The 13,103-nt window shown below is 72.8% G+C and carries 10 protein-coding genes; 2 read left to right on the plus strand and 8 right to left on the minus strand.

Features of this window, described 5'->3' with window-relative positions; genetic code table 11:
- Positions 1 to 194: 194 nt before the first annotated feature.
- The 8 genes from DLJ49_RS09065 to DLJ49_RS09100 all read right to left on the minus strand — a co-directional run bounded on the left by DLJ49_RS09065 (position 195) and on the right by DLJ49_RS09100 (position 10,965).
- Positions 195 to 500, minus strand: coding sequence for a DUF2484 family protein (locus DLJ49_RS09065; protein ID WP_115393221.1), 306 nt, complete (start codon positions 498 to 500; stop codon positions 195 to 197).
- 46 nt (positions 501 to 546) lie between these two features.
- Entirely contained in the window at positions 547 to 1,971 is a 1,425-nt protein-coding gene (gene murC / locus DLJ49_RS09070) for a UDP-N-acetylmuramate--L-alanine ligase (protein ID WP_115393354.1), read from the minus strand.
- Positions 1,972 to 1,988: 17 nt separating this feature from the next.
- Positions 1,989 to 3,110 (minus strand): UDP-N-acetylglucosamine--N-acetylmuramyl-(pentapeptide) pyrophosphoryl-undecaprenol N-acetylglucosamine transferase, encoded by a 1,122-nt coding sequence (locus DLJ49_RS09075; RefSeq protein WP_115393222.1) that lies wholly within the window; start codon positions 3,108 to 3,110, stop codon positions 1,989 to 1,991.
- A 100-nt stretch (positions 3,111 to 3,210) separates the two neighbouring features.
- A complete protein-coding gene (locus tag DLJ49_RS09080) occupies positions 3,211 to 4,377 on the minus strand; it encodes a peptidoglycan glycosyltransferase FtsW (protein ID WP_115393223.1) in 1,167 nt (388 codons plus the stop codon).
- A gap of 206 nt (positions 4,378 to 4,583) precedes the next feature.
- Positions 4,584 to 5,996 (minus strand): UDP-N-acetylmuramoyl-L-alanine--D-glutamate ligase, encoded by a 1,413-nt coding sequence (gene murD / locus DLJ49_RS09085; protein WP_115393224.1) that lies wholly within the window; start codon positions 5,994 to 5,996, stop codon positions 4,584 to 4,586.
- A gap of 81 nt (positions 5,997 to 6,077) precedes the next feature.
- On the minus strand, positions 6,078 to 8,138 hold the full coding sequence (locus DLJ49_RS09090; RefSeq protein WP_115393225.1) for a capsular polysaccharide biosynthesis protein: 2,061 nt from the start codon (positions 8,136 to 8,138) through the stop codon (positions 6,078 to 6,080).
- A gap of 30 nt (positions 8,139 to 8,168) precedes the next feature.
- Positions 8,169 to 9,299, minus strand: a complete 1,131-nt coding sequence (locus tag DLJ49_RS09095) for a polysaccharide biosynthesis/export family protein (protein ID WP_115393226.1) — start codon at positions 9,297 to 9,299, stop codon at positions 8,169 to 8,171.
- Between the two features lie 382 nt (positions 9,300 to 9,681).
- On the minus strand, positions 9,682 to 10,965 hold the full coding sequence (locus tag DLJ49_RS09100; protein ID WP_115393227.1) for a capsule biosynthesis protein: 1,284 nt from the start codon (positions 10,963 to 10,965) through the stop codon (positions 9,682 to 9,684).
- A 308-nt stretch (positions 10,966 to 11,273) separates the two neighbouring features.
- Here DLJ49_RS09100 and DLJ49_RS09105 point away from each other — a divergent pair, with 308 nt between their 5' ends.
- Both DLJ49_RS09105 and DLJ49_RS09110 read left to right on the plus strand, forming a co-directional pair.
- Positions 11,274 to 11,879 carry a riboflavin synthase gene (locus tag DLJ49_RS09105; RefSeq protein ID WP_115393228.1) on the plus strand — a complete coding sequence of 202 codons (606 nt, stop codon included), beginning with the start codon at positions 11,274 to 11,276 and terminating at the stop codon, positions 11,877 to 11,879.
- Positions 11,880 to 12,010: 131 nt separating this feature from the next.
- Positions 12,011 to 13,009, plus strand: a complete 999-nt coding sequence (locus DLJ49_RS09110) for an aldose epimerase family protein (protein WP_115393229.1) — start codon at positions 12,011 to 12,013, stop codon at positions 13,007 to 13,009.
- Positions 13,010 to 13,103: the final 94 nt, after the last annotated feature.

Consider the following 13,103-nt stretch of genomic DNA (forward strand, 5'->3'; position numbering starts at 1 on the left):
ACCGAGGGAGCTCACGCCGTCAGCGCGGCGCGGAAGGTTCCCCATGCGCCCGACCCGGGGGAGGGTCGGGCGCGGCCCGGCCTGCGGCCTGGCGATGCCCGATCGAGCGATGGACCGGCCCAGGCCGGCCGTCCATGGGGGACACGGGACTGTCGACGCCCTACACCGCCCGCTGCGATCCTGCCCGACGCAGGTCACTCTCCCTGCCGGGCCGGCGAGGCCTCCGTCCGCTCGGTCTGAGGCGGGGCCTTGCGGGGGAAGGCGACGCTGCGCAGCCAGCGGAAGAAGTAGATCAGCGGCCAGCGCAGGATCGAGGCGCCGGCGGCGAGGCAGAGCAGCCCCGCCGTCGGCCCGTTCTCATAGGTGACGTAGCCCAGCAGCGGGATGCCCACCGCGATCAGCACGTAGGCGTGCGGCCAGTGCTGCCGCTTCGAGGGCAGCAGGGCGATGACCGAGGCCACCAACGCCCAGAGGCAGGCCAGGGCCAGGGAGAGCGTCACCGTCGCGCCTCCCTCTGCGGCCCGCGACGGGGATCATGCAGAGGCGTCATCGGCCCGTCCCCTCCGCGGCGGGGGCCGCGGCCAGCCGCTCGGGCAGGCGGCCCGCCCAGGCGCTGATCGTGCCGGCGCCGAGGCACACCACCATGTCGCCCGGCTGGGTCTGCTCGCGCACCAGCCGCTCGAGGTCGTCCTCGCCGAGGATCGCGCGGGCGTGGCGGTGGCCGTGCCGGATCAGCCCCGCCACGAGGTCGTCTCGGCTGGCGCCCGCGATCGGCTCCTCGCCCGCGGCATACACCTCGGCGATGGCGACCACGTCGGCATCGTTGAAGCAGTTGCAGAAATCCTCGAACAGCGTCGAGAGGCGCGTGTAGCGGTGCGGCTGGTGGACGGCGATCACCCGCCCCTCGCAGGCCTGCCGGGCGGCGCGCAGCACGGCCGCGATCTCGACCGGGTGGTGGCCGTAATCGTCGATGATCGTCACGCCCCCCACTTCGCCCACCTTGGTGAAGCGCCGGTTGACGCCGCCGAAGGCCGCGAGCGCGGCGCGAATCTCGTCGCGCTTCATGCCGAGGTGCCGGGCCACCGCCACCGAGGCCAGCGCGTTCGACACGTTGTGGTCGCCGGGCATCGGCAGGGTGCAGCCCTCGATCACGGTGCCCTCGGCCTGCAGCGCCACGTCGAAGCACGCCACGCCCTTCTCGTAGCGCAGGTTCACCGCGCGCACGTCGGCCTGGGCGTTGAAGCCGAAGGTCAGCACGCGCCGGTCGGTGATCCGGCCCACCAGCGCCTGCACCTCGGGGTGGTCGGTGCAGCAGACGGCAAGACCGTAGAACGGGATGTTCGAGACGAAATCGGTGAAGCCCTGCCGCAACGCCTCGATCGTGCCCCAGTGCTCCATGTGCTCTGGGTCGATGTTGGTGACGATGGCGATGGTGGCGGGCAGGCGGTTGAACGTGCCGTCCGACTCGTCGGCCTCGACCACCATCCACTCGCCCTGCCCCGCCCTGGCGTTGGAGCCGTAGGCGTGGATGATGCCGCCGTTGATCACCGTGGGGTCCATGCCGCCCGCATCCAGCAGCGTGGCGACCATCGTCGTCGTGGTGGTCTTGCCGTGGGTGCCGGCGACGGCCACGTTCGACTTCAGCCGCATCAGCTCGGCCAGCATCTCGGCCCGGCGCACCACCGGCAGGCCGCGGGCGCGGGCGGCGTCGAGCTCGGCATTGCCCGGCTTGATCGCCGACGAGATGACGACGACCTCGGCCGCCTCGAGATTGTCGGCGCTCTGCCCCTCGAAGATGCGCGCGCCCAGCGCCTCGAGCCGCTCGGTGATCTTCGATCGCTTCAGGTCCGAGCCCTGCACGTTGTAGCCGTGGGTCAGCAGCACCTCGGCGATCCCCGACATGCCGATTCCGCCGATACCGACGAAGTGGATGGGCCCCACGTCCTGGGGAAGCTTGGTCGCGGGGGTCATGATCGTGCTGCCGTCCATCACTTCGCTGCCTCGTCGTTGTTGTCGTTGTGGGTGCCGGCTGCAACCCGTTCGACCAGCGCCGTCAGCCGTTCGGTCGCGTCCTCGACGCCGAGCCGCCGGGCCGCGAGCGCCATGCCGAGCGCGGCGTCCGGATTGTCGAGGATCTCCGCGACATGGGCCGACAGGTTGTCGACGGCGAGCCGCTCCTCGGCGAGCACGACCGCCGCTTCGGCCTCGGCCAGGGGGCGGGCATTGGCGCTCTGGTGGTCCTCGGCGGCGGCCGCGTAGGGCACCAGGATCGACGGGCGCCCGATCACGGTCAGGTCGGCGACCGACGAGGCCCCGGCGCGGCTGATCACCAGCTGCGCCTCGCTCATGCGGCGGGGGATGTCATGAAAGAAGGTCTCGACCTCGGCCGCGACGCCGTGCTCGGCGTAGTACTCCGCCACGCGCTCGCCATCCTCCTCGCGGGCCTGGTGGGCGACACGCAGCCGCTGCACGGTCTCGAGCGGCAGGGCGGCGAGCGCGGGCGGCACCACGTCGGAGAGGATGCGCGCGCCCTGGCTGCCGCCGATCACGAGGATCGAGAGCGGATAGTCGCCAGGCGGAATGTAGGCCGCGCCCGCCCGCTCGCGCACCGCCGCGCGGACCGGGTTGCCGGTATGCACACCCGCCGCGCCCGCGGGCAGCGCGGTGGGCGAGGTGCCGCAGGCCACCGCGTCGACCCGCCGGGCGAAGGCGCGGTTGACCCGCCCCAGCACCCCGTTCTGCTCGTGGATCATGCGTGGCCGGCGCAGCGCCCAGGCCGCGGTCAGCGCCGGGATCGAAGGATAGCCGCCGAAGCCCACGACCACGGCGGGCCGCTGCCGCAGCATCCGCACCATCGCCGCCGCCACCCCCGCCGCGATGCGCAAAGGCACGAGCGCCTTCGCCGCCAGCCCCCCGCGCGCGAAGGTGGCCGAGGCGACCTGCTCGATCTCCACCGCCTGCGGAAACCCGCCCGTGTAGCGCGCGCCCCGTGCGTCGGTCGACAGGCGCACCCGCCAGCCACGCGCCAGCAGCGCCTCGGCCAGGGCCTGCGCGGGGAACATGTGCCCCCCCGTGCCGCCCGCCGCGATGATGCAGAGCCGCCCGCTCACCGCCCGCGCCCTCCGCCCCGGGCTTCTTCTTGCTGAAAATATCCCCCCCGGAGGGCCGGCCGGCCACACGCGCCGCGGCGCGGAAGGAGGTGCGCCGCCATCATCGCCCGCCCCGCCCGAAGACGTCCGACATCTCGCCTTGCGGCCGCGCGCGTGTGCACGCCAGAAGCATCCCCATCAGGAGGCCGCCGGCGATCAGCGACGAGCCGCCGTAGCTGACGAAGGGCAGCGTCATCCCCTTGGCGGGCAGCAGTCGCACGGCGACGCCCATGTTGATCATGGCCTGCGCGCCGAACATCGCCACCAGCCCCGCGCCCGCAAGACGGATGAACGGGTCGCGCTCGCGCATCAGCCGCCAGAGCGAGCGGATCACGATGGCCGCATAGAGCGCGATCACGAAGAGCACGAGGACGAGGCCGTATTCCTCGGCCGCGACCGCGATGATGAAGTCGGTATGCGCGTCCGGCAGCGACCACTTCACCTGCCCCTCGCCCACGCCCACGCCGAAGAAGCCGCCCTCCTGGATGGCGTTGGTGGCAAAGCCGAGCTGGGTGCGCGGGTCGAGATCGGGGGCGAGGAAGCCGTCGATGCGCCGGGCGAAATGCTCGGACGCGTTGTAGGCGATCGCCCCCGCTCCCACCGCCGCGCCCGCGAGCGCGATCAGCAGCGCGATGGGCGCGCCGGCGACGAAATACATCACCCCCCAGCCGAAGAGCACCAGCGCCGCCTGCCCGAAATCGGGCTGAACGGCGAGCAGGCCCACCACGACGAGCGCCACGGCGAACGACACCGAGCGCCCCGGCGGGCCGGCCACGTCCTGCGCGGCGGCCATGAGCCAGGCGGCGAGGACGACGAAGCAGGGCTTGAGGAATTCCGACGGCTGCACGCTGGCGAAGCCGAGCGAGTACCACCGCACCGCGCCCTTGCCGAAATCGGTGCCGAGAAACGGCAGCAGCGCCAGCGCCACCAGCCCCGCGGCGAAGCCGAGCACGCCGATCCGGCGCACGAGAAGCGGCGACATCATCGAGACGACCAGCATCGTCGCCAGCGCCATCGCGCCGAACACCGCCTGTCGTTCGACATAGTAGAAGGGTGGCAGACCGTTGCGCGCGGCGAGCGGCGGTGAGGCCGCAAGGCCCAGGAGCAGGCCGACGCCGAACAGCAGGAGCACACAGGTGATCGCCCACTTGTCTACCGTGCGCCACCACCGCGGGAGCACCGGATCGCCCGCATGGGCGCGGGCCGTGCCGTGGACCATCTCCGTCATGGAGCCCGCCCGATCTGCCTGTCTCTGCCTCTATGCCCGCGAAGCGCGTTGTAACCCGCGCGGGCGCCCGTTTACCGGGTTTGGGGGGACTCTACGCGCTCGGCGCCGACAATTCCACGGAAATCTGCCCCGATCCTGCCGCCTTTCCGCCGCGCCCGCGCGACGCCGGCATCGAACCCGGGCCGCGCCGCCCCGCTGTCGTGCCCTCACCCCCGCGCGGCGAGCGCCTCATGGACGCGCGCCGCGAAGTCCTCGCCGCGCCGCTCGAAATTGTCGTACTGGTCGAAGCTCGCCGCCGCCGGGGCGAGCAGCACCGTCTCGCCCGGCTCGGCCTCGGCCACGGCCCGCGCCACCGCGCGCTCCATCGTGCCGCAGACCTCGGCCTCGACGCCCGGCCCCAGCCGGCGGGCGAAGGCCTCGGCCTCGCGCCCGATCACATAGGCCCTGGCGACCCGCCCAAGCTGCGGGGCGAGGCCGTCGAGCCCGCCCTCCTTCTCCAGCCCGCCGCAGATCCACCGCACCCGGTCGAAGGCGCCGAGCGCGCGGGCGGCGGCGTCGACATTCGTCGCCTTGCTGTCGTTGACGAAGGTCACGCCACCCGCCTCGGCGATGACCTGCGAGCGGTGGGGCAGGCCCGGATAGGTCTCGAAGGCCGCACCGACGGTGCGGGGCGCGAGGCCCAGCGCGCGGGCGACGGCCCAGGCGCAGCAGGCGTTCTGGTGGTTGTGCGCGCCGGGCAGGCCACGCACGCCGCGCAGATCCCAACTGCCTACCTGCTTCGACTTGCGGTATTCCGAGAGGAACCCCTTGCGCGCAAAGACCGACCAGCCGGGCCCGTCGAGCTTCTGCCCCGCCGAGACGCGGATCACCCGGTCGTCGCCCGGCCCCGTGGCGAGTTGCCCCGCCATGAACAGGCCCTCCACCTCGTCGACGCCGACAACGGCCCGCTCCGGCCCGCCCTCGGCGAAAAGGCGGCGCTTGGCGGCGAAATAGCCGCCCATGCCGCCGTGCCGGTCGAGATGGTCGGGCGAGAGATTGGTGAAAACGGCGATGTCGGGGGTGAGCGCGCGGGCGAGGTCGGTCTGGTAGGAGGAGAGCTCCAGCACCACCACGGAGCCGTCGCCCGGCGGGTCGATATCCATCACCCCGCGCCCGATATTGCCGGCAAGCTGCACGGGCTTGCCCGCCTCCCGCAGGACATGGGCGATCAGCGCGGCCGTCGTCGACTTGCCGTTCGAGCCGGTGACGGCGACGACACGCGGCACAGTATCGAACCGGTTCCATTCGTCGACGGCGAGCGAGCGGAAGAAGAGGCCCACATCGTTGTCGACCGGCACGCCGGCGGCGAGCGCGGCGGCCACGCCCGGATGCGGCGCCGGGTAGAGATGCGGAATGCCGGGCGACAGGATCAGGGTCGAGACGCCCTCGAAGGCCCCGGGCGCCGTGGGGTCGTGCACCGCGAAGCCCTCTCGCTCGGCCCTTTCGCGGGCAGGCGCCCCGTCATCCCAGCAGAGCGGTGTGGCGCCGCCCGCGGCGAGCGACCGCGCCGCCGACAGGCCCGAGCGGCCGAGGCCGAGCACGGCGACGCGTTCACCCTCGTGGCTGCGGGCGGGGATCATGGCTGTGGCGCTCCTGTCCGGCGCGGGCTGGCCGCGTCGCCCATGGGTTAGGGGCGGGGCACCGCGCGTGCAAGAGCGCACTCAGCGCCACAGGTGAGCATGTCCGGCCAGCCAGCCCTGCGCCTTCGCGAGCGCCCGGTTTACAGGGCCGCGGCGCGGCGGCAGGCCCGCCTCCAGACGGTCGAGCGCCACTTCGACCGGGCAGGGCAGGCCCGAGACCGGATCGTGGTAGCGCGGATAGGCGATGAGCGCGGCGTGAACGAGCGCGGCGAGCGTGGGCCGCGCCGCCTGCCGGCGGTCGGGCACCGGCGCGCGGTCGTCGGTCAACCCCCAGCCCGCGTAGAACGGGGCACCGAGGCACGTGACGCGCAGACCGCGGATCAGCGCCTCGAAGCCGGTGGCCGAGGTCAGCGTCCAGACGCCCGCGCACGCGGCCAGCGCGGTGGCGGCGTCGACGCCCGATAGCACGACGTCGGCCAGCCCGTCGGTCTGCTCCTGCGGGACACGGCCCGCCCGCAGACCCGCCTCGACATCCGGGTGCGGCTTGTAGAGGATCACCGCGTCCGGGTTGGCCGCACGGGCGGCCGCCAGCAGCGCGAGGTTGGTGCGCGCCTCGCCGGTGCAGCCGGCACGGATCGAGGCGTCGTCCTCGACCTGCCCGGGCACCAGCAGCCTGCGGCCCTCGGGCAGCGGCGGCAGCGCCCGGCCTCCGGTGTTGTACTTCGTCACTCCGCCGCGCCGCAGCCGCTCGATCAGCCGCTCGGCGCGGGCGAGACGCCCGGGCGGCAGCGCAGCGGCCTCGATCACCGCGCGCTCGAGCCGGCTCTCGCGGCGCGGGTCATAGTAGATGCCGAGATCGTCGGCGACGAGCGACAGCGGCGGCACCAGCTCTGCGCCGAGGCCCCGTGAACGCAGGAACCCGTCTTCGATCCGCTTGAGTTCGGTGCCTGTGCGGGCGGTCGCCGCGTCGAGATCCTCCCCCGCCTGGCCTGCCCAGGCCAGCAGCGGCACGTCCCGCTCCGCCGCCCGGGCCGCCGCGCGGGCGGGCCTGTCCTCGAACACCAGCGCCTTCCGGGTGCCGTAGAAGCCCTGGAGCGGACGCCGCTTCCACAGCCGCATGCCGGTGGCGACGTAGCCGCGCCGATCCTCGCGGTCGGCGCGGACGCGGGCCTCGAGATGGTCGATGGCATCCTCGAGCTCGCAGAGGCGGTCGCGACACGGATCGTACCACGCGGGCGCGAGGATCAGCGCGCCGGCGGCGAGCTGGGCGCGGGTCAGCCGGCGGGTGCGGCGGGGTGGTGGAGCCTCGTCTTCCGACAAGCCCCAGCCGGCGTAGAAGGGCTGGCCGAACACCCGCGGCCGGTGCCCCGCGAGGATCGCCTCGAACCCCATCTGCGACGAGACCGTGTAGACGGCGACCGCCCCCTCAAGCAGCGCCCAGGGCGAGACGGCGTCGGAAAAACGCATGGTCCGCGCATCCTCGTCCTCGGCGCCGAAATGGCCGGGGCGTTGTCCGGCAGCCGTTTCGGGGTGGGTGCGCAAGAGGATGCGCGCGCCGGGATGTTCGATCCGGGCAAAGGCCAGCATCTCGCGGAAGCGCGCCGGCCCGGCACCCGAAGCGATCACCGAGGCGTCGCCGGCGGTCTGGTCGACCACCAGGACGTAGCCGGGCGCAGGCGGCTCGGCGCCCGGGTCGAACATGTTGTATTTCGACAGGTGCGCCGCACGCAGCCGCTCGACCGCGCCGCGCGCCCGGTCGAGCAGGGCGGTGTCGTCGAGCGGATGGCCGACGAGCAGGCGCTCGAGTTCCGACGGCTCGGAAGGGTCGAAATGCACGCCGCGGCGGTCGATCAGCAGCCCCAGCGGCGGCTCGCCCGACCGACCCGTGCGGACGGAGCGCAGAAACGCGTCCTCGACCCGCACGATCGGCACCCCGGTGCGCGCGGCGATTGCCTCGCCCCGGTGCGCGGTCGGGCTCCGGCCCCAGACGCCCACGCGGTCTGCCGGGCCGGGGCGGCCGGTCGTCAGCCGCCAGCCCGCCAGGGTGAGGATACGCCGGACGCGGGGGGCGAGAAAGCCGCCGTTGTAGACGAAAAGACGCCCGGGTGGCGCATCCCGGGCGTCGGTCCGATCACCGACCATGAGCGGCGCGCGGTGCCTGCGACCGCGGCGTCAATTGGCGAGCGCCTGCACGTTGTTGATCGGTGTCAGCGTGCCCGTGACGGCAGAAAGGATCTTCTGGAACTGGGTATAGGGCGCCTCGGTCACGTAGAGCAGGTCGTCGTCGCGGATGGCGAAGTCGCGCGCCTCGAACATCCCGTTCGGCGACGTGAGATTGAGCACGTAGACGATGCGCTGCGGGCCCGTCAGGTCCTCGCGGCCGAGCAACTGCTCCGCGATCGGCTCGGGCTCCGTGCGGAACACGAAGACGCCGGTGGGATCGGCGAGATTGGTGTTGAGCCCGCCCACTTGCGCCAGGGCCTCGATGGCCGAGAGCGTCTGGCTCTCGAACGGCACGCGGTTCTGCGTGCCCGTCGCGCCGAGAACCGAGAACGCGCGCCGATCCTCCTCGACGAGAACGCGGTCGCCGTCGCGCAGGGCGATGTCGAGACGGGGGTCGGTGTAGAGATCCTCGAACCAGATCTTCGCCCGGTGACTGCCGCGCACCACGACGATCTGCGCGATCTCGGGCTCGATGGCGAGGCCGCCGGCGGCGGCGATCATGGCCGACAGCGTGCGCGTTGGCCGCTCGATCGGAAAGACGCCCTGCTGGGCGACACCGCCCACGACCGACACGGTCGCGCCGTTGCCGGCGAGGCGGCGCACCAGCACCTGCGGGTCGGGTGTCTGCTCGTCGAGGCGCTGGGTAATGATCTGGCGGATGCGCTCGGGCGTGTTGCCGGCGGCGCGGATCCGTCCGGCATAGGGCACGAAGATGAAGCCCTGCCCGTCGACCTGCACCTCTTCCAGCGTGCTCGAGGCGAGCCCATCCGAGACGAGAAGCCCGTCGTCGACGTTTTCCCAGATCGTCAGGCCCAGCACGTCGCCGGGCCGGATCGTGTCCGAGCCCAGCAGACCTGCGTCGAGAAACCCCTGGGTGAAGCCGAGAACGGGGGTGACCGACGCGATGCGCGTCACCCGCGGCGACACTTCGAGGATGTAGGCGTCTCCCTCGCGCTGGACGGAGCCGGCGAAGATCTCGTTTTTGTTGGGCCCGGAGCGCGGCAGCGCGCAGCCGGCTAGGAGCGCGAGGGCCGCCAGCAGGGCGAGCCCCCGCGCGACGGGGGAGATCGATAATGGCACTGCTCGGGCTCCTTGACGGATTTTCTGCCTCAAGTTTTGCCCGCAACCCTACCCGTCTGAACGAGAAAGGGTAGACAGCCCGTCGCCGGCGGCAGGCCGCTGTTGCCCATCCGCCGCGCCGGACGAGACCTTGGGCCGCTGCCTGCCGCCCCCCGCAAGGTGTGGGGTCGCGGACAAGAGCCTTGCACAAAGGCTCTTGCAAATCCCTTGCTTCAAGGGATTTGCGGCGCGCCCGGTGGAGTCCGACGCGCGCCGATCGACCGGGAACGCGACGTCGGGGCGGCGCGGGGGAAGAGCCTTTTCGAAGGCTCTTGCAAATCCCTTTCTTCAAGGGATTTGCGCCCGGACGCCGCCGGCGGATACGGCGCGCGGGCGCAATGCCTCACGTCACGGCGCGCAGCAGGCGCCGGGGCGCGGCGGTGCCGCGGGCAAGTGCGTCGTAGGGGTCGTGCGGCGCGAGCATCATGTCGACGACCTGACGCAGGAGCTGCCGCCGCCCGCGGCCGGAGTAGAATCCGCCGGCAACCTGGCTCGTCTCCAGCAGGAAGGTGCGAAAGTCGCGGTAGGCGCGCGTGTCGGGGCGCTGGGGTCCGGAGAAGAACTCCGCCATCGGCTGGGACGAGACGAATTCGGGCTTGGCGTAGACTGCCCGGCCGAACGCCTTGACCGGCAAGCCGCGCCAGAGCGCCTGCTGCGCGGCCGTCGAGTTGACGGTCACCGCGCTCGAGGCGTGATCGAGCAGGGCGGCGAGCTTGCCGCCGCGGATGAAATGCAGCCGGTCGGCCACCCCGTGCGCCCGGCCGAGGCGCGCGAGGTCCGCCCGCAAAGGCGTGCGCCCGTCCTCGAGCGGATGAGCCTTGAAGACGAGGTGGTGGTGGCGCGGCGCCCCTTCCGCGAACCCCGCGATGACGGTTTCGAGGAACTCAGCCATCGAGGCGAAGGGGCCGTGCGCGGTAAAGCTCGAGTCGTGCGCCAGTTGCAGCAGGCACAGATGGTAGGGGAAGCCGCCGCGCCGCACCCGCGTCGTCGCCACCGCGCGCCCCGCGGCGTGGGCGGGCATCAGCATGAGGCGGCGGGCGTAGAGCGCGAATTCCTGCGCGACGGTGCGGTCGCGGTGGGGGCGGAAATTGCGGTAGCGCCCGTTCCGGAACATCACGAACCAGTGATAGAGCGCCCCGTAGAAGACGTGCTGGCGCATGTCGCCCCAATGCGCGGGCGCATCGGGCACCGAGAGGTCGCATTGCGCGAGCGCCGCGCGCATCTCGGCGACGCCGAGTTCCATCAGGCGCGAGTTTCCATTGGTGCCGCCGCGCTCGTAGGTCACCCACCAGGGCCGCAGGTAGCCTTCCTCGAAGACGTGCACGGTCACGCCGGCCCGCTTCGCCTCGGCAACGGCGGTGGCGTGGATGGGGCGCGCGTCGCCGTAGAGCACGAGATCGGTCACGCCCCGCTCGCGGATCAGGCGGGCACAGTCGGCCGGCCAGTCTCCGACCGCGCCGCGATAGGGCACGAAGCTCTCGCGGTGGAACCAGAAGGCGTCGTCGCCGGTGTTGAAGCCGACGCGCAGTGTCGTGCAGCCGGCCGAGCGCAGCATCCGCCCCAGCTGGTGGAAGAAGGGCCCGTGGGGCCCCTGCAGGAACAGGAAGACGCGGTCGCCGGGATCCATGGCACTCGTATCGGGGGCTCGGGTGAACGCTTCCCTTACATGCGTGCCCTGCGAATGCGGCGGTGGCGTGGCGTGCAGAAGGCGAGGGGCGCACACGGGCGAGGAGCGGGGCGGGGGCCAGCCCCCGTCGCCTGACGGCGACTCCCCCGGGATACTTGAAGCAAGAAGAAGGGGCGGGGCTCGCGGCTGGGCGGGGGCGTGCGGCGAGGCGGGCGCGTGCGGCGGGGCGGGCGTCTTGTCTCCGGGGCGTGGCACGGCTAGGTCGCGGGGCGGCCCGCCGGGCCGGGTCGGCAGAGGAGACGTGCGCCATGTTCACCGGGATCGTCACCGACATGGGGGCCATCCGCGCGCTCGAGAGGCGCGGCGACCTGTGGGTGCGGATCGGCACGTCGTACGACGTCGACAGCATCGCCACGGGGGCCTCGATCGCATGCGACGGGGTCTGCCTGACCGTGGTCGAGGCCGGTCGCGACGCGGCCGGCGGCTGGTTCGACGTCGACGTGTCGGCCGAGACGGTATCGAAGACCAACCTTGGCGACTGGGCGCCGGGCCGGGCGGTGAATCTCGAGCGGGCGCTGCGGGTGGGCGACGAGCTCGGCGGCCACATCGTGTCGGGCCATGTCGACGGGCTGGCCGAGGTGATCTCGGTCGCCGAGGAGGGCGACAGCACCCGTGTCCTGCTGCGCGCGCCCGAGGCGCTCGCGCGCTTCGTCGCGCCGAAAGGATCGGTCGCGCTGAACGGCACATCGCTGACCGTCAACGAGGTGTCGGGGGGCGACTTCGGCATCAACTTCATCCCGCACACCAAGGCGGTGACGACCTGGGGGCGCGTGGCCCCGGGCGACCTCGTCAATCTCGAGATCGACACCCTCGCCCGCTATGTCGCCCGTCTCGTCGAGGCCGGCACGGGCTGAGGCGAGGGGCGCCCGCGCCCGCCGCCGGGGGATGCTGCACGGCGCCGCAACGGCGCGTGACGGGCGTATCGCCTGCCGCCGGCTTGCGCTACCGTGCAGCTGCGGCACGGGCGGCAGGCGAGAGGGCGCGGATGGAACGGTTCGGCACGACCCGGGCAGGGGCTGCGGTGCACGCGATCGACCTGCGGGACGGGGCGCTCACGGCGCGGGTGCTGACGTTCGGCGCGATTCTTCAGGATCTGCGTCTCGAGGGCCGCCCGCTGACCCTCGGCGCGCCCTCTCTCGCGGCCTATGACGGGGGGCCGATGGCCTATTTCGGGGCGGTGGTGGGCCCGCTCGCCGGGCGGATGCGCGACGCGCGCGCGCCGCTGGGCGGGGGCCATGTCGCGCTCGACGCGAGCGATCATCCGCACGCGCTCCACAGTGGCGCGGCCGGCCTGCACCGGGCGGTGTGGGAGGTGGCGGAGGCCGCAGCCGACCGTGTGCGGCTGGTGGCGCGGGCCGAGGCCGGGGCCGGCGGCCTTCCCGGGGCACGCCGCTTCCGTGCCATCTACGCGCTGGAAAAGGGGGCCCTGCGGCTGACGCTCGAGGCGGAAACCGACGCGCCGACGCTCGTCAACCTCACCCACCACGGATACTGGCATCTCGGCGGGCCGCCGGGCCTGGACGGGCACAGGCTGTGGATCGCGGCCGACCGCTACCTGCCGATCGACGCCGAGACCCTGCCGACAGGCGAGATACGGCCGGTCGCGGGATCACGCTTCGACTTCCGCGAGGGGCGCAGGCTCGGGGCGGAAGACATGCTCGACCATTGCTTCTGCCTTGCCGGGCGCGAGCGATCGCCCGTCGAGGTGGCCCGACTCGAGGCGCCGGACGGCACGGCCCTCGTCGTGGCCACGAGCGCTCCGGGGCTGCAGGTGTTTACCGGCGACGGGGCGGCGACGCCGGGGCATCCCGGGCATGGGGGGGCCGCCTATGGCGCCCGCCCCGGCCTCGCCCTCGAGCCGCAGGGCTGGCCCGACGCGCCGAACCACCGGGATTTTCCGCCGATTCGCCTCGATCCTGGCAAGACCTGGCGGCGCGAGATCGCCTGGCACGTCATCCCCGGGCTACGTCGGACGCAGGAGTGACGCGGACCCCGGCCGGGCAAGCGATGCTCTGCCGGAATCCGGCGGGCGAGGGGCGTGGCGGCCGGCGAGCGGTCGGGGCAGCCGCGCACGGGGC

The sequence above is a fragment of the Rhodovulum sp. 12E13 genome, from assembly GCF_003340565.1.
In the GTDB taxonomy this organism is placed as follows: domain Bacteria; phylum Pseudomonadota; class Alphaproteobacteria; order Rhodobacterales; family Rhodobacteraceae; genus HLUCCA09.